We start from the raw sequence: 16636 nt of genomic DNA on the forward strand, positions 1-16636 counted from the left end.
AGGATTACGCCACTCAGATCCGTGTGCTGACAGAGTCTATCCAGCGTTTCATGAACCAAAGCAAGGTCATTTCGTTCGGAAAGATGCCAAGCCACAATCTCGTTATTATACAAATCCTGAATGACAGACAGGTACACAAACTGTTCTCCAGCGCGAATATAGGTGATGTCTGTAACCAGTTTAGTTCGTGGTGAACTCGCTTGAAACTGGCGCTCAAGTCGATTTGGATTCACTACAGAAGCTTGTTTCCCAAAGAATCGACGCTTCTTTCGAATAACAGAACAGATCCCTAATTGTTTCATTAAACGATACACCTTTTTGTGGTTAACTCTCAGGCCTTCTCTCCGTAAAGCCACCGTCATTCGAAGGTAACCAAAGTAGGGATGAACACGATGAATGGCAAGCAGATGCGATTCCAATTCATGTTCTTTTTGTCTACGTTCACTTGTCGCCTGTCTACTTTTTCTCCACTTATAATAGCCCGAACGGGAAACCGCAGCTAACTTCAAGAGCCAAGCCAGATCATGGCGTGCTCGCAGGTCCTCTATGATTTGAAATCTGGCAGCTTTACTCGTCACTCCTTGTGTAGATTTGGATACTGCTTTTTTAAGTATTCAATCTCCGCCCGCAAGTATGCCATCTCTTCTTCCATACTGGAAAACTTTGTTCTAAGGCGTCCTCGTTTAGATGCAGCAGGTTCTAGACTTATTCCCTGTTTCGTTTTCGCTGCCCATACTTGTACCTGAGATTTATTTTGAATATCCAAATGTTTCGCCACTTCACGTATACTCATATGTTCCTCGTTGACAAGCCGTACCGCCTCCAATTTCAATTCCAAGGAGTACCGCCGGAAAGTTTGTCCTTTTTTAGCCATGAAAAAATCCCCTTCGTTTGGCAAGATTAAGTCCATCTTAACAGATGTCTTTTTTCTCTTGTCTACTAAAAGGGGATAATACCAATTTAGCGGCTTTTTGTATATGGGTACAAGTTCTTGTCCCGAGCCAGCCGAGAACAAGAACTTATACCCATAACATATTAGATGAATATCTAAACAGTTGCGTGAAGGATATCAATCCAAAATGTTTAAAAAGCCTTATTTAATTATTCTAACTCTAACAATCGCTTAAGATGACGATCGATAAGAAGTGAATCCGTTTCGTTTGCTCCGATTCCAAAACAGTGTCCCCATTTGGATTCTATCGGTTGAAAAATAGCATTCGGCATATGTTGAACGTCATACGCGCTATCCTCTGGAGTGAAAAACAAATCACTTGATCCCGGCATAACGAGTGCAGGAGAGGAAATTTTACCTAATGCCTGTTCGAAGTTGCAGCGGTCCATGGGATTATCGCTAATGTCTCCATTTATGCCTGTACGTAACATAGCAATCAAGTCATTCGCGTCAAAAGACAAAAACACTTGATCCCAGTATTCTTCCACATAATCTTTTAATGTGTTGTATCCCTCGGATCGATACAATTTCTCCAAGTAATATGAATTGGAAAATCCCCAAGGGGCATAAACTCTTCCCATCGCTGCGAGACCTTCAACAGGTTGATGCTTGTAAAATCCTCTATTCCATTTTGAATCGGTTTGTAATGCTGTAATCATGCCCTGGAATACCAGTTGTGCGAGGGGCCTGGTTTTCGCCGTTCCGCCAAAGGGTGCAATACGTTCGACCATTTCAGGGTAACTCGTTCCCCATTGAAAAACTTGCATAGCTCCCAAAGACCACCCTACGACAAGCTTGATTTTACGGATACCGAATTTTTGAGTCAGTAGTTGATGTTGCAAACGCACATTGTCATACATCGAGATGAGAGGGAAATTGGACTTATCAAAAGGTGCGGGTGTATTACTGGGAGAGGACGATAATCCGTTACCCAGCATATTTGGCACAATGATAAAATACCGATTGGGATCTAGTGCCTTGTCCTCTCCAATTAACCATTCATTATCTGTATGAAGACCAGCAAACCAAGTTGGATAAACAATAACATTGTCCTTAGCGGCATTTAAGGTACCATAGGTCTTGTATGCCATAAATGCTTGCGGGAGTTGCTGACCCGATTGAAGCCTTATATCTCCAAGAGGATATGTTTCATAATCGTTCATTGATGTATGCTCCTTCAAAATAAAATTAGTACTAACTTGTTTTCACTCTACAATACGCATATCATCAAATCAACGAAACGTTTTTGAATATAACATTCAATTTTTTTGAACGGAGAGGTGCTTGATATATGGAAATACGACAACTAAAAACCTTTTGCACTCTTGCTTCTACCTGCAGCTTTAGTCGAACTGCTGAACTATCGAGCTATGTACCGTCTACCATAACGATGCAAATCAAATCTCTGGAGGATGAGCTGGGCGTGAAATTGCTGGATCGATTAGGCAAAAAGGTCGTGTTAACGGATGCAGGACAACAATTCTTACCTTATGCTACGAAAATCTTGAACGATGTAGAGGAAGCGAAGTATGTATCCAGCCAACATGGGGAAAACAAAGGAACGGTTGTGATCGGGGCAGATGAAGTTCTTTGCGCATACCTTCTACCTTCCCTGTTCAAACGTTTCCGGGAGGACTATCCTGGGGTGCGCCTATTGTTCCGTCCCTTGTCCGGCCAAGAGCTTAAATCTAGTCTGAGAGAAGGGCATGTGGATGTCATTTTTGTATTGGATGAATTTGCTGGAGGCAAAGACTTTCATTCAGAGCTTTTGAAAAAGGAGTCCTTTCATATGGTCGTTTCCCCAGATCATCTGTTGGCAGCTCGATCCTCATTGGTCATTGATGACTTTCACAGACAGCATTTTTTGTTGACCGAAAAGAACTGTTCTTATCGCACTCCATTTCATCAGTCCTTATTGAAAAAAGGCGCCGATGCTTTGACAGAACTGGAGTTTCACAGTGTAGAAGCCATTAAACAATGCGTTGTCGCTGGCCTCGGGATTGCCGTGTTGCCTGAGATGGCTTTAAAGGAAGACTTGAGAGCGGGCCGGCTCGTTGCTTTACCTTGGGATTTATCGGATGTATCCTTTTCAGCACAAATGCTCTGGCATCGTGAGAAATGGATTTCTCCATCTATGGCTGCTTTCATCGAGATCGCAAAGAGTGAGTTAATAGTAATTTAAGGTGAGGGTCATATGTATCTAAAAGAGTTTGAATTAGATTTACCATATATTTAAAAACAAGAACATGTTGTTCTGTCATGGGTTGTTATTTGCAAGCCAATGTTTTATATTGACATTACAGCAGGTCAAAAAAAAGAGGTGAATAGATAAGATGACTCCACGCACCAAGGAACAAAACGAAGAGATCCGGCTGCGGCGTCTGGCACAAATCCGCAGAGCCGCTGCCGATGTGTTTTTGAACAAGGGGCCTTTACTGGAAATCCGCGATGTAGCCACACAGGCGGGTCTCGGCTATGGTACGGTATACCATTATTACAGCAATAAGGGCGATTTGCTGCACGATTTGCTGTGGGACGCGTTGGAGCGGGCCTCGGGTTGGTTGGAGCTACTGCGTGCTTTGGCTTCGGAAAAGGCTCCTACGGACGGGCATTTCGGTTCAACGTTGAATTCCGGGAATTCGACTGACACGGATTCCCGAAGCAGAAGCCATGAAAAGGCTGATGGCGCAGATCTTGGCCCCACTGCCACCGCAGTCCGGCTACTGCAGCTGTGGGCGGAGGATCACGCCCTATACCTACTGTATAAGCTGGCCATGGAGGGCTTTACTTCGCTGCCTGAAGCTCGCTCGACCGCACTCTCGGCCGCCTTTCATCGGGAGGTGATCGTGCCGTTTGCCACGCTGCTGGAAGCCGGGTCTGCGGTGGACGGGGCGGCAACTTCCAACGGAAACGCGGCAGAGTTGCTGTATCGACTGCAGCGCGCGGAAATGCTGCTGGCTGCCTTGGTCGGCTGCGCCTCGCTTTCGCTTCGCCGTGGAAAGCTCCATGAGGAAGCCCGGGATATTGTTCTATTTTTAAAATTATAAATGGATAGGGAGTGAACAAATCAAAGATGATCATTTTAAAATCACCTAGGGAAATCGAAGAGATGAAGCCGGCGAGCCAAATCGTTGCGGACTGTTACCGTGAGGTGACCAAACTGATCAAGCCTGGGATCACCACACAGGAGATCAATGACTTTGTTGCCAGACACATTACCAAGCTGGGCGGCAAGCAGTTTACGAAAGGCTATAAAGGTTTCCCGGCTGAAACCTGCATTTCGGTCAATGATGTGGTGGCCCACGGCATTCCGTCGAACCGGGCAATTATGGACGGTGACTTGGTGAAGATCGACATCGTCGTGGAATATGGCGGCTGGTTTGGCGATTCGTGCATGAGTTATGCGGTGGGCAATGTTCGGCCGGAAGCGCAAAAATTAATGAAGGTGGCAAAAGAATGCTTGGATCTGGGGATCGCCCAGGCGCTGCCCGGTGGCCGGCTCGGCGACATAACATCGGCGATTCAACAGCATGCGGAAGCGAACGGGTTCTCGGTCGTGCGTGATCTGCTGGCGCATGGGATCGGGCGGAGCCTGCACGAGGAGCCGAACTACGAGCATATCGGCGTAGCCGGTAAAGGCATTCGGTTAAAGGAAGGCATGGTGTTCACGATTGAACCGATGATCAATGAAGGTACGTTCCGCATCATGATTGACGATGATCAATGGACGGCGAGAACAGCTGATGGTAAATGGTCGGCGCAATATGAGCATACGATCGCAATCACGCAGGACGGACCGCTGATTTTAACAGCCCAGTAGAGAAAAGAGACGAACGAAGTCCGTAATTCGAGATGACGATAAAGGAGGGGGGAGATACAATGCATTATGACGTAATTGTCATTGGAGCTGGTTCGATGGGGATGGCGGCAGGCTATTTTTTATCCAAAAGCGGGAAAAACACGTTATTAGTAGATTCCTTTGACCCGCCCCATAACAAAGGGAGTCACCACGGAGAGACGAGAATTATTCGGCACGCGTATGGAGAAGGAGAAAATTATGTTCCGTTGGCGCTCAAGGCTCAAGAATTATGGAATGACTTAGAGAAAATGACGGGAAAACAATTATTCCTCCCAACCGGAGTTCTAAACGTGGGTTACGAGAAAACGGATTTTATCCAAAATATGATCTCAAGTTCAAAAACCTATTCATTGCCCCTTGAGATTTTAGATTCAATGGAAGTGAATAAGCGTTGGCCGGGAATCACATTACCGAACAATTACATTGGGTGCTTCGAACCAACATCAGGAGTTCTGAAATGTGAAGAATGCATTGAGGCCTATCGAGAACTTGCAGTACGAAACGGCGCTACCATCATAACCAATAGTAAAGTAAAAGAAATAAAGGTTCATGATAAAAGAGTTACCATCAAGACCGATGATCATACGTATAGTGCTGATGCGTTAGTGGTTTCAGCAGGAGCCTGGTCAGGAAGTCTTCTTTCCATGTTGGATCTAAATCTTCCTCTAAATCCAGTAAGAAAAACATTTGCCTGGTTTGATGACAATAAAGATTTATATAACCACAACAAATTTCCAGCCTTTTCATTTGAGACTTCTGAAGGGATTTATTATGGTTTTCCTAGCATCGATGGTTCCGGATTAAAGGTAGGCCGACATGATGGAGGAAATACAATCAATCCAGATGAGCCGATCTTGGGATTTGATGAACTGGAGCAAGACACGATCGATTTAAAACAATTTTTACATCGCTATATGCCTTCTACACAACAATTGAAGTACGGTAAAACCTGTATGTATACACTGACTCCTGATGAAGATTTCATTATCGACACACACCCTAACTATTCAAACGTTGCCATTGCATCAGGTTTCTCAGGACATGGCTTTAAATTCAGCAGTGTAGTTGGGCAAATTTTAAGTGAGTTAATAATATCTGGGAAAACGGAACATAACATTTCTCCTTTTTCACTCCATCGGTTTTAATAAAAGATGCTCAAGAAACTTCTCAACGCATGTTGAGGAGTTTTTGTGGTGACATTTGTTATGAATCAAATATCAATAGAGAGGTCTTGGAACTTGCCACTTGTGATCGCATGAACACAAAAGTGTAGACAACAAAAGGGATATACATTATGTTAATACTTAATGAAAGTGTTATCAAAAGTGGGTGGAGGTGAAAATAATGGAACCTATCATTAACAATACCATGCGTGTCAAAAGAATGAACCAGGAATTGGTACGAGAAGCGCTGAGAAATATGAGGCAGGGAACCAAATCCATGGTAGCAGAGGCAACAGGTTTAAGTCTAGCCACATGTCGTAATATACTCTATGAACTCCTTAGCACGGGTGAACTCATTGAGTTGGATTTGGAGGAATCAAATGGAGGCAGACCTGCGCAAATGTACATGTATAACGTGAACTTTGCGAATATCGCCTGCATCATGGTCAAGGCTGGAGTAACAGTTCATTCCCTAACGTTCAGTGTCGTGAATCTGGCTGGGGAATCAATAGAAGAAGGCTATCAGGAAGTCGAACATATGAATGAGGAATTGATTTATGAGTTAACTGACAGACTTATACTGAAATATCCTCGTATTCGGGCATTGGGAATTGGTGTTCCAGGTGCAGTTCATCAAGGCGTGATTAATTCCTGTGATATTCCGAATCTAATTCATGTCAATTTAGTCGCTCCCATTCAAGAAAAGCATAAGGTTGAGGTTATTCTGGATAATGACATGAACCTAACCGTCTATGGACTTTATCAGAGACGGGGATACCATGAGAGGAAGTCCCTTATCGTTACGACATTTATTGAAGGTTCTTTACCGGGGGCAGGGATCATGATTGATGGACACATTCACAGGGGGAATTCTCATTTTGCCGGAGAGGTCGCCTTTCTCCCTTTTGGGTTGTCTCATGCTGAGCAGTATAGGCAGCTCCATAATCGAAACACGTTCCATTCTTTAGCTGCCCGTGCAGTTTCGAGTTTGATTGCTGTGATGAACCCGGAAACGATTGCCTTGACAGGTGATTTAATGAAACCTGGAGATGTTGAGCTGATCCGTAATGAATGTCTGAAGTATATTCCAGAGTTACATATGCCCCATTTAATATTACTGGATAATCCAGATGAGGATTACATGTGTGGATTAATTAAAATGACACTGGAAAGTCTTTCTTATTCGCTGCAGCTAGTAGAGAAGAGGAGATGACGCTTTCCTTTGACCGTTTAACACAAACCATTTCGAAAGGATAAAAACAACTATGAAAACAGAAAAGCAAAAAATGATGGATGGAGAATTGTATAAGGCTTGGGACCCAGAACTTACACGTGATCGGGCATATGCCAGACAAATGACACGAATGTATAATCAGACCACTGAAACGGATGATGAACAGAGAGTAGACATACTTAGAAAATTGCTCGGATCTACCGGAGAACACTTAGGAATGGAACCTAATATTCGATTCGACTACGGTTATAACATTCATGTGGGCGAACACTTTTATACTAACTTTGATTGCACAATACTGGATGTATGTGAAGTTCGAATCGGTAATAATTGTATGTTCGGCCCAGGTGTTCATATATACACTGCTACACATCCTCTTGATGCAACGGAAAGAAATAAAGGACCCGAATATGGAAAGCCAGTAAACATCGGTAATAATGTATGGATCGGTGGCCGAGCTATTATCAATCCAGGTGTTACAATTGGTAATAATGTTGTCATTGCCTCTGGAGCAGTTGTAACTAAGGACGTTCCAGACAACATGGTAGTTGGTGGCAACCCGGCGAGAGTAATTAAACAAATCGAAGAAACTCATACGGTTTAAAGCGTTAAGCACGAAACCATCCGAAAGATCCTTTTGAAAAGAATATCCATAAATTTTCTGATCATACTAAAGTTAACTATTGTTGAATGGATGTGTTAGCTTGGATGATCGGTTGATCATTTTAATGAGGAGCATTGCAGCTTTTTTACTTCTGCTCGTTATTGCAAGAATTTTAGGAAAGCAGACTTTATCCAATATGAATTTTCATGAGTTCGTAACAGCTGTAATTATGGGGGCAATAGCGGCAAATTTAGCTTTTAATGAAAAAATGGAAGTGACACATCTTATTATATCGCTTGTTGTTTTTACTGGGACGTCTTACCTTTTATCAAAGCTCAATATTAAAAGTAGAAAGTTGCGTTTGTTGGCGGAAGGTTCTCCTACAGTTCTGATCGAAGGAGGAAAAATTCTCGAAAAAAATCTGACAAAGAACAAATTGACATTAGATTCTCTTAATCAGGTCCTAAGGCAAAAAGGCGTTTTTAATATTAACGAGGTGGAGTATGCATTACTTGAGGTAAGTGGACAAGTTTCGGTGTTGAAAAAAAAGAACTATAGAAATGTTACATTTCAGGATATCCATAAAGGTGGAAGTGGAAAAGAACAAATGCCGATAGAATTGATCATGGACGGAGTACTTTTAAATGAAAATCTAACGTTGAATAATGTTTCAGAGGAACTTTTGTTAAAACAACTTAAGTCGAATCAGAAACAAATAAGAGACGTCTTCTATGCAGTTAAGGGAAGTGATGGCAGGCTATATATTGATTATTATAATGACAAATTAAAACATCCTATTGATGTAGAATAATTTAGCGTTAGTAATTCGATTCAATGAGACATTAAAAATGTATATGATTTGCCGGCGTGCAGTCATTGGAGCAGTTTAAAACTGCTCCTTTTTATCTAGTCAGGACTATTCTTTTATTCATAAAATTCCGAAATTCCAGATTTCATCTTGATATGTTGTAAATTAATAAATTATTATACTTATCTGCGTGTTTTTGTTCATCGATAATAATTCCCCAGAGGGTATCTTTGTATATGCCATGTGGAAGTCCAAACCAAATACTTCTGTACTTCTCTACCGCGGCTAATTCACCTTGAAAAGCTTTTTGTAATCCCATACGATAAGATTCAACTGGCTCAGTTTTTTCAATATTCGATTCCATAATTTGTTGTCCTGTGAGATCCGTATACATTTGTCGAAACATTTTGTTGTGCTCACGTTCATCGTTTCTAATTCCTTCAATAATTTTGGCTTGATTCGCATTTGGGGCAAGCTTGATTAGAGAGTCGTAAAACAGTTCATCGTTCCGTTCTCCTTGAACCGCCTCCTTCATCATTTCGATGGCTTCGATTGTAGAAATGGCCCAAATAGGCGTGAAGGGGGATCTGAAGCAATAGGGACAAGCTAAATACATATATACAAACCTCCAAGTTAAATCTTAGGCCAATATATGCGCACGTGCCTATAAGCGTTACTTATACTTCTTACTGAACCTTTTTCTCCACGGGAGCGAATTAAGGATTGTAACACGTTCAGGAGGGGCCCTTATGAATGATAAAGAGTTAATTCCGTGGCTTGAAAAAGCGGTGCAGGGCGACGAGTCGGCTTTTCAGCTTGTCTATCAGGTGACACACCAAGACGTCTATCGTACAGTTGCTTTTCTCGTCTACAACAAACAGGAAATTGAGGATATTGTGAATGAGGTTTACATGCGCATGTGGCGGTCATTTCACAACTACGACCCGAATCGGCCGTTTCGGTTATGGTTGCATGGGATCACTGTCCGTCTTGTCCAGGATTGGAAACGAAAGACCTGGCGGCGAATGCGCCTCTTTGAACGAAATCGCCAAATGACTTGTGAACCACAGTTTGACTGGACGGACAAAGCTGTCCTGCAGTCCGAAATGCAGCATGAGCTGTTCAGCCTCGTACGCCAGTTGTCTTATAAACTGCGTGTTGTCATCATCCTGCGCTATTTTCACGACTATACGCTGGAAGAAATTGCGGACATGCTGCAGATTCCCGTTGGCACAGTGAAATCCAGACATCATCTGGCGCGGAAGGAACTTCGTAAACGATTCGAATTGACGGGAGGAGACGCGTATGTCCATTGACAAGGAGTTGCGTGAAGAGCTCCGTCAGGTGGCGGATTCGATGCACTGCCCACCCGAGTTGTATGGACGCGTCCAACAGTCCTATCAACATTATGTGAATGATAAGAGAGGTAGATTATCTATGAAAAAACGCATGATCGCAGGTATTGCCGCAGTAGCAATCCTGATTCCGTCTGCCGCATTCGCTGCGTCCTATCTGGCTGATGATATTTTTGGTTCTTCTACGACCATTGAACAGCACGGTGGGACCCAGGAAGATTATCAAGAGATTGAAGGTATGCTTCAAGCAGCCAAAGGCAAGCTCACAGAAGACGAATTCAAGGAGTATATGGAACTAACCAAGCAGGTGGTGCAGCTAAAGCTTAAGATCACTGATGAAAAAGGAGTCAAACATGAGGAGAAGCTGACTCAAGAAGAACAACAGCAGTTTGAGCAGCTCGCCTCCAAGCTGGCACCGTACTTTGAGAAAATTAACAGCAATTAAAAGGAAGCCTATATTCACCTTTACTTTACCAGTTTTTAAACTGGTATTTTTTTTGTCTGGATAAGATTTTTGCTATCCATAACATCGTGCTCTTTGTGCTATGCTTAATTCAAATACTTGAGATACAGGAGACTAAGCATGCCTAAAATATTGATTGTGGACGATGAAGCAGATCTCCGCAAGCTTCTGACCGATTATTTTGAAATTAACGGATATTTCGTCATGACGGCCAAGGACAGCCGGGAAGCCCTAAGGAAAGTCGAACAGCAGCCTGATCTCATTTTGCTGGATATCAACATGCCTGAACAGAACGGTCTTCAATTGTGCGAGAACATCCGGGAGTTTGTCACGTGCCCGATCTTATTTTTAACAGCTCGAATCGAAGATGCCGATAAAATTGCCGGATTTCGAGCCGGAGGCGATGACTATATCCTGAAACCTTTCAGCATTCTCGAACTGGGGGCCAGGGTTGAAGCGCATATGCGCAGGGAACAGCGAATCCAAAGCAAATCCTCGGTGAAGTTTAGCGACGATTTGGTTATTGACTATACGGCACGGGAGCTCTACTACCGGGAAAGGCGAATTCCTCTGGCTAAAAAAGAGTTCGACATTATCGAATTGCTGTCCATGCATCCCGGCATGGTGTTTGAAAAAGAACGCATGTACGAAACGATTTGGGGCATGGACAATCAAGGCGACAGCAGCGTGATCGCGGAGCATATCCGTCGTATTCGCTCCAAATTAAAGGAATACAGCTGTGATAATCGAATCGAGACCGTTTGGGGAGTCGGCTACAAATGGCCAAGCTCATGAATAGGCTGCTGCTCAAGCGGTTTACCTTACTGCAATCTTTTATTCTGCTTTGCGTGGTCACGCTCATGGTCGTGCTGGGCGTCATAACTTTGGAATTTGCCTGGGCGGAGAGTCTGCGGCTGCGTTTCGGAGAGACGGATTGGGTACTGCCTTCCCTTGTTACGGCGGTGCTGCTAACTGTGGCCGCGGGCATTGTCATCATGGCCATTCTATTTTACAGATGGAAACTAAAACGTCCGCTGGAGCTATTAAAACAAGCATCCGAGAACATTTCGGCCAATAATCTGGATTTCCACATTTCCTATGACGGCCGGGACGAGATGGGCGAGCTGATCATGGCATTTGAGAACATGCGCTCACAATTGGAGAACAACCTAAAGACGCTCTGGCGTTCGGTTGAGGAGCGCAAGCAGATCAATGCTATTTTTGCCCATGACCTGAGAACACCATTGTCAGTGCTGAAAGGAAACGCCGAGCTTCTCGCCACTTATCTGCCCCAGAAGAAGTTGTCGGAAGAAAAGGTGCTCGACCTGATCCATACCATGAACCTTCACATTCGGCGTCTGGAGAGCTATGCGGAGGCCATGAACTCCATTCAGAGGCTGGAGGATGTCCCGTTGAATCGCCAGTCGATGGACACGATCTCTTTGACGGCTTTGCTGAATGGCAGTGCCCAACAACTCGCAAGGCAGTTCGGTATACGCTTCGTTTCTTCCTTGGAATATGACAATGCCTCCATCCGTGTAGATCCCTATCTCGTCATGCAGATTTTCGAGAATATGGCAGCTAATGGGGTGAGATACGCAGCCAGTCAAGTGAATGTTCACTATGTCATTCAGGAGGGTACCATGAAGATTACCGTCTCAGACGACGGTCCGGGTTTCTCGCCCGAAGCCCTAAATAAAGCTATACTCCCTTTTTACCGCGGCGAGGTGTGGGATGCGACCGAACATCGCGGGTTGGGACTTTACGTTTGCAAAGTATTTTGCGAAAAACATGAAGGCAATCTCCAGATCGCAAACGGAACTCACGGCGGCGGAAGTGTGACGGCAACTATTGGAACCCGAGTTGATAAATAGTTGAAAATGATCGGATAACATTTCCTTATCTTGAATTCAAGGAGTGTTATCATGTTAAAACGGAACAAAAGAATGTATATCACCATCAGCTGCTTATTATTGTTATGTAGCGTGTGGGCCAACCCCGTGTTCGCCAATGAAGTCCGAGACAGGACAGAAATCCTGCAAGACATCGATGAATATATGAATCGGTGTATGCAGGCCAATCACATCCAGGCTGCTTCACTGGCAATTGCCAAAAACGATGAAGTCTTTTACGCAAAAGGCTACGGGACATACGCGGATGAGCAGACGGTCACGGGCGGCACCCTTTTTCCCATTGCTTCGTTGAGCAAGTCCTTTACTGCATTGGCTGTTCTGCAGCTGGTGGACAAGGGGCGGATCACCCTGGATACTGCTTACGCATCCTATTTTCCTGAGCTTTCTCCACAGGATCCCCGTGTTCTTGAGATCACGGTCCGTCATTTATTGAATCAAACCAGCGGCCTCAATGACAAAGTTAATCCCGATATGACGAGGACTCCGCAATTCCAAAGCTTGGATGAGGTCAACCCATTATTAAGCAAGGTTCAACTTGCCCATACCCCTGGAACTGCCTACAGCTATCATAATCCCAATTACGTGCTGCTGGCGAACCTCGTGGAAAATGTCAGTGGAGAACGCTTTTCGGATTACCTGAAAAAACATATATTTGTACCGCTGGGAATGAACCATACCTTCAGTGTCAGTACAACACAGCAAATGGATGAGAACCAAACGATACCGCAAGGACATTACTTGAGTTTGGGACGTGCCATAGGACAATCCGAACCACTTTGGTTCGTAGACGGCCCTGCCGGCATCGTTTCAACCGCAGAGGATATGTCGCGATGGATGCTTGCCCAACTTCATGGCCAACTCGTTTCCCCCGCGCTGATGAAACAATACCATGCAGCAGGAGCTATCGGTCCGTACGGCATGGGCTGGCTTGCCAACCAAAATGAGTCCAGCGGCCGAACGATCTCCCACAGCGGCATTTTCTGGACCTACAAATCTGAAGAAGTGGTTTATTTGAACGAGCAGATGGGCATTGCATTGATGTTTAATTCGGGTATAAACGCTTTTGTGAATTACGCATCATTTATTGATGGAATTACAGATATCATGAGAGGGGAGAAACCAGAAAACTCTTTTCTAAACGGCCGCAATCTGGAAACCTTCATGATTATGCTGATCCTCGCTACGCTTGCATGGGGCATGGTCGCCTATATCCGCATCCCTCGGAGGAATAAACGTCCAAAGATCAGAACATTAATTCGGATAACCTTCGGAAGGCTGATCCCGATTCTATTTTTATTGTCGCTGTCCCCGCTGGTAACGTTCGTCGGCGGTGGACGCGTGCTGCCAGCGTTCGGGATCTGGACTACCCTGTCCTCAATCGTCATATGGCTTATGGTATGGTCACTCGTGAATTTCGTGCATTTGGCTTGCTATTATTATGTCTACATTCAGAATACAAAAAAACATTTGTAAAGTAATCCAATGCAGATTGACCCGCACAAAATCTTTAGAAATGAATATCCATTCTTTAAAGTTTGCTATAGTTAGTCGGTCCACATCCATATAAAATGGAAACACCAACCATGTAAGCGCTATACAAGTAGGTTATGGCAAGTGGATTCAGCGGTTCTCCGGCGGATCACTTGCCTCAACTCTTACATGGTTGGAATCATTCATGGAGGTGTATGATGAAAAGGAAGTCTTGGTACACATTGGTGGTCACAGGTATTGTTTCTTTGTTCTTTTCGGTAAGCGCTTTCGCAGGGTATGTATTCTGGGAACCGTTAAGTTACTTCAACGCAAGTACCTGGCAAAAGGCAGATGGTTACTCTAACGGAGGAATGTTCAACTGTACCTGGAGGGCCAACAATGTGAATTTCACAAGTGATGGCAAACTCAAGCTGGGCTTGACCAGTTCTGCTTTTAACAAATTTGATTGCGGGGAGTACCGCTCCACCAATAATTACGGGTATGGGTTGTACGAAGTCAGCATGAAACCGGCCAAGAACACAGGCATTGTTTCCTCCTTTTTTACGTACACCGGGCCTGCGCATGGCACACAATGGGATGAGATAGATATTGAATTTTTAGGAAAAGACACGACCAAAGTCCAGTTTAATTATTATACCAACGGGGTTGGTAATCATGAGAAGATCATCAATCTCGGATTTGATGCATCGCAAGGGTTTCACACCTATGCTTTCGACTGGCAGGCAGGGCATATCAAGTGGTACGTTGATGGCGTATTGAAGCATACTGCAACCAGCAATATTCCGAAGACACCTGGTAAAATCATGATGAATGTATGGAATGGAACCGGGGTAGATAGCTGGTTAGGTCCGTACAACGGAGCGAATCCCTTGTATGCAGAATACGATTGGGTTAAATATACGAGCAATTAATACGCAGCCCGGCTGCTTTTGGTGTGTTACAGCGCATAGTTGCATTTATTTAATATAGGTATTCAATTTCCAATATCCTAAATTAGTGCAATAAATGTTGCAAAATTAGTATGGGCATAAATATCGTTCCTTCATTATTATTAATCTGTAAGCAACATTACATAGAATGGGGGAATTGAGTTGGACACAAGTAAAAAGAGACGAATAGGCAGCCTGGTATTGGTAGGTGTATTGTCCCTGTCAGCGCTCCTGAGTGGATGCAGCAGCAATGGAGGGAGTAAAGAAGCGGAACCGACCACTCCAGCGAAAGCTTTAGAGCTTAAAGAAGGGAAGTATGACCCCCCGGTGACAATTAGCTACTTGCGGCCTTGGGGACCAGACGTTAAATTCAAACCAGGCGAGGACCAGGATAACAACGTTCATACCAAATGGGCCAAGGAAAAGCTCGGAATCGAGCTGAAAAATCAGTGGATATCTCCATCCACCAACAATGCCTTCGAGACAAAGCTGCGTCTGTCTCTTGCATCCAATGCAGAGATGCCTGATATTATCTCGTATCGTGGTGAATTCAACCTGGTGCGTGAATTGATTGAATCCGGAAAGTTTGTGGATGCAGGCGAGTTATTTGATACGTATGCGAGCGATACATGGAAGAGTGCCGTGAATGAAGATCCTTCGGTATGGTATCCATATATGCAGGATGGCAAACGAATTGGTATTCCTATTCTGGATTATGCCTATAACGGTGACCCTGTAATGTGGATTCGTGAGGATTGGCTGAAGAAATTTAATCTGAAAGCACCTCAAACATTGGATGAGCTTGAAGTAATCATGGAAACGTTTACGAATCAGGACCCGGATGGAAACGGGAAAAAGGATACGTATGGACTGACCATCGGCTTCAAGAACTGGCTGAACACATGGATGTCTGAAGCTGGATGGGTCTTTGGTGCATATGGCACGATGCCAAACCAATGGAATCTGACGAAAGAAGGAACGTTGGAATATGGCTCTGTGACACCAGGAGCGAAACAGGCGCTGGAAAGACTGCAAAGCTGGATGGGCAAAGGCTACATCCCGGAGGAAGCAGGCGTATATGATGAGACCAAGGCTGCCGAAGAATTCACTGCCGGTAAGGCAGGAATTGTGGTTGGCCCTCACTGGATGCCGTCTTGGCCGCTGGAGGACGTGAAGAAAAACAACCCGAACGCGGAATACAAGGCTTATCCGATCCCTTCCGGTCCTGACGGTAAGGCAGGCAGACACGGTACCTCGAATGGAAATGGCGTGGTGCTCATCAACAAGGACATGAAGAATCCGGAAGTCTTTTTCACTTATCAGAACGAACTGTTCGATCATTTTGCCAACCCCCAAGAGGGTGGTGAGTTCGAATTTGGATTTGCCGAAGGATACGATTGGGTCATAGTAGACGGAAAACCTTCAACCGATGCAAGTCTTACAGACGGTATTGCTCCCGAGAAATACACGTTGACCTTTGACGGAGCGCGGATTCCAAGTCTGAGCATGACTACGCTGGCAAAGCTCGCAAGTGGTGAAGCTCCAGCGACGCCTTTCGAGAGAAAAATCAAATCTGGCGTACCGATACCGATGCTTGATGCAGCCAAGATTGTTCTGGATCAAAAGGATATCGTTTTCAATCAGATGTTTACAGGTGCACCTACAATGACCATGCAAATGAACAATGATATTTTAACGAAGATGGAAAAGGATACGTTCTCCCAAATCATCTATGGTAAAACCTCTGTAGATGCGTTCGATTCATTTGTAGAAAAATGGAAATCCTCTGGCGGGGACCAAATCACCAAAGAAGTAAATGAATGGTATCAATCCGTGAAAAACGGAAAATAACCAACGGTGGGCTG

Annotated in this window: 18 protein-coding genes; 14 read left to right on the top strand and 4 right to left on the bottom strand. The window is 44.3% G+C overall.

Going from position 1 to position 16636, the window contains the following annotated elements:
* From PPA03S_RS33105 to PPA03S_RS28815, 3 genes are all read right to left on the bottom strand, one after another.
* Positions 1-578: IS3 family transposase (locus PPA03S_RS33105; RefSeq protein WP_062329234.1), on the bottom strand; the 578-nt coding region annotated here is incomplete at its 3' end.
* Complete coding sequence (locus PPA03S_RS28810; protein ID WP_062329236.1) at positions 575-874, bottom strand: IS3 family transposase; 300 nt, start codon at positions 872-874, stop codon at positions 575-577. The genes PPA03S_RS28810 and PPA03S_RS33105, both read right to left, overlap by 4 nt.
* 227 nt (positions 875-1101) lie before the next feature.
* Positions 1102-2115: an alpha/beta fold hydrolase gene (locus PPA03S_RS28815; protein ID WP_062329047.1), complete on the bottom strand. Its 1014-nt coding sequence runs from the start codon at positions 2113-2115 to the stop codon at positions 1102-1104.
* Positions 2116-2243: 128 nt separating this feature from the next.
* Between PPA03S_RS28815 and PPA03S_RS28820 the strand changes: the two genes are divergently transcribed.
* From PPA03S_RS28820 to PPA03S_RS28850, 7 genes are all read left to right on the top strand, one after another.
* Positions 2244-3134, top strand: coding sequence for a LysR family transcriptional regulator (locus PPA03S_RS28820; protein ID WP_062329050.1), 891 nt, complete (start codon positions 2244-2246; stop codon positions 3132-3134).
* 151 nt (positions 3135-3285) lie between these two features.
* Positions 3286-3999, top strand: coding sequence for a TetR/AcrR family transcriptional regulator (locus tag PPA03S_RS28825; RefSeq protein ID WP_062329053.1), 714 nt, complete (start codon positions 3286-3288; stop codon positions 3997-3999).
* 26 nt (positions 4000-4025) lie between these two features.
* Positions 4026-4772: a type I methionyl aminopeptidase gene (gene map / locus PPA03S_RS28830; RefSeq protein WP_062329056.1), complete on the top strand. Its 747-nt coding sequence runs from the start codon at positions 4026-4028 to the stop codon at positions 4770-4772.
* A gap of 59 nt (positions 4773-4831) precedes the next feature.
* Positions 4832-5956, top strand: coding sequence for an N-methyl-L-tryptophan oxidase (solA, locus tag PPA03S_RS28835; protein WP_062329059.1), 1125 nt, complete (start codon positions 4832-4834; stop codon positions 5954-5956).
* Between the two features lie 199 nt (positions 5957-6155).
* Complete coding sequence (locus PPA03S_RS28840) at positions 6156-7187, top strand: ROK family protein (RefSeq protein WP_062329061.1); 1032 nt, start codon at positions 6156-6158, stop codon at positions 7185-7187.
* A 52-nt stretch (positions 7188-7239) separates the two neighbouring features.
* The gene (locus tag PPA03S_RS28845) at positions 7240-7812 is read left to right on the top strand and encodes a sugar O-acetyltransferase (protein WP_062329065.1); all 573 of its coding nucleotides are present in this window, start codon (positions 7240-7242) and stop codon (positions 7810-7812) included.
* A gap of 100 nt (positions 7813-7912) precedes the next feature.
* Positions 7913-8623, top strand: coding sequence for a DUF421 domain-containing protein (locus PPA03S_RS28850; RefSeq protein WP_062329068.1), 711 nt, complete (start codon positions 7913-7915; stop codon positions 8621-8623).
* Positions 8624-8765: 142 nt separating this feature from the next.
* Here PPA03S_RS28850 and PPA03S_RS28855 read toward each other — a convergent pair whose 3' ends face one another.
* On the bottom strand, positions 8766-9236 hold the full coding sequence (locus PPA03S_RS28855; RefSeq protein ID WP_062329069.1) for a ferritin family protein: 471 nt from the start codon (positions 9234-9236) through the stop codon (positions 8766-8768).
* 133 nt (positions 9237-9369) lie between these two features.
* Between PPA03S_RS28855 and PPA03S_RS28860 the strand changes: the two genes are divergently transcribed.
* From PPA03S_RS28860 to PPA03S_RS28890, 7 genes are all read left to right on the top strand, one after another.
* Positions 9370-9936, top strand: a complete 567-nt coding sequence (locus PPA03S_RS28860; protein WP_062329071.1) for a sigma-70 family RNA polymerase sigma factor — start codon at positions 9370-9372, stop codon at positions 9934-9936.
* Positions 9926-10420 carry a DUF3600 domain-containing protein gene (locus PPA03S_RS28865; RefSeq protein WP_062329075.1) on the top strand — a complete coding sequence of 165 codons (495 nt, stop codon included), beginning with the start codon at positions 9926-9928 and terminating at the stop codon, positions 10418-10420. Before PPA03S_RS28860 ends, PPA03S_RS28865 begins: the two co-directional genes overlap by 11 nt.
* Before the next feature lie 138 nt (positions 10421-10558).
* Complete coding sequence (locus PPA03S_RS28870) at positions 10559-11233, top strand: response regulator transcription factor (RefSeq protein WP_062329077.1); 675 nt, start codon at positions 10559-10561, stop codon at positions 11231-11233.
* On the top strand, positions 11218-12312 hold the full coding sequence (locus PPA03S_RS28875; protein ID WP_062329080.1) for a HAMP domain-containing sensor histidine kinase: 1095 nt from the start codon (positions 11218-11220) through the stop codon (positions 12310-12312). Before PPA03S_RS28870 ends, PPA03S_RS28875 begins: the two co-directional genes overlap by 16 nt.
* A gap of 51 nt (positions 12313-12363) precedes the next feature.
* Complete coding sequence (locus tag PPA03S_RS28880) at positions 12364-13824, top strand: serine hydrolase domain-containing protein (protein ID WP_062329082.1); 1461 nt, start codon at positions 12364-12366, stop codon at positions 13822-13824.
* Between the two features lie 215 nt (positions 13825-14039).
* On the top strand, positions 14040-14753 hold the full coding sequence (bglS, locus tag PPA03S_RS28885; protein WP_062329084.1) for a beta-glucanase: 714 nt from the start codon (positions 14040-14042) through the stop codon (positions 14751-14753).
* Positions 14754-14933: 180 nt separating this feature from the next.
* On the top strand, positions 14934-16622 hold the full coding sequence (locus PPA03S_RS28890; protein ID WP_062329087.1) for an extracellular solute-binding protein: 1689 nt from the start codon (positions 14934-14936) through the stop codon (positions 16620-16622).
* Positions 16623-16636: the final 14 nt, after the last annotated feature.

The sequence above is a fragment of the Paenibacillus pabuli NBRC 13638 genome, from assembly GCF_001514495.1.
GTDB lineage: Bacteria > Bacillota > Bacilli > Paenibacillales > Paenibacillaceae > Paenibacillus > Paenibacillus pabuli.

Coding starts and splice junctions, on each gene's coding strand:
- PPA03S_RS28860 (WP_062329071.1), top strand. CDS start 9,370: ATGAATGATAAAGAGTTAATTCCGTGGCTTGAAAAAGCGGTGCAGGGC.
- solA (WP_062329059.1), top strand. CDS start 4,832: ATGCATTATGACGTAATTGTCATTGGAGCTGGTTCGATGGGGATGGCG.
- PPA03S_RS28875 (WP_062329080.1), top strand. CDS start 11,218: ATGGCCAAGCTCATGAATAGGCTGCTGCTCAAGCGGTTTACCTTACTG.
- PPA03S_RS28810 (WP_062329236.1), bottom strand. CDS start 874: ATGGCTAAAAAAGGACAAACTTTCCGGCGGTACTCCTTGGAATTGAAA.
- PPA03S_RS28840 (WP_062329061.1), top strand. CDS start 6,156: ATGGAACCTATCATTAACAATACCATGCGTGTCAAAAGAATGAACCAG.
- PPA03S_RS28825 (WP_062329053.1), top strand. CDS start 3,286: ATGACTCCACGCACCAAGGAACAAAACGAAGAGATCCGGCTGCGGCGT.
- bglS (WP_062329084.1), top strand. CDS start 14,040: ATGAAAAGGAAGTCTTGGTACACATTGGTGGTCACAGGTATTGTTTCT.
- PPA03S_RS28855 (WP_062329069.1), bottom strand. CDS start 9,236: ATGTATTTAGCTTGTCCCTATTGCTTCAGATCCCCCTTCACGCCTATT.
- PPA03S_RS28865 (WP_062329075.1), top strand. CDS start 9,926: ATGTCCATTGACAAGGAGTTGCGTGAAGAGCTCCGTCAGGTGGCGGAT.
- PPA03S_RS28870 (WP_062329077.1), top strand. CDS start 10,559: ATGCCTAAAATATTGATTGTGGACGATGAAGCAGATCTCCGCAAGCTT.
- map (WP_062329056.1), top strand. CDS start 4,026: ATGATCATTTTAAAATCACCTAGGGAAATCGAAGAGATGAAGCCGGCG.
- PPA03S_RS28815 (WP_062329047.1), bottom strand. CDS start 2,115: ATGAACGATTATGAAACATATCCTCTTGGAGATATAAGGCTTCAATCG.
- PPA03S_RS28820 (WP_062329050.1), top strand. CDS start 2,244: ATGGAAATACGACAACTAAAAACCTTTTGCACTCTTGCTTCTACCTGC.
- PPA03S_RS28880 (WP_062329082.1), top strand. CDS start 12,364: ATGTTAAAACGGAACAAAAGAATGTATATCACCATCAGCTGCTTATTA.
- PPA03S_RS28845 (WP_062329065.1), top strand. CDS start 7,240: ATGAAAACAGAAAAGCAAAAAATGATGGATGGAGAATTGTATAAGGCT.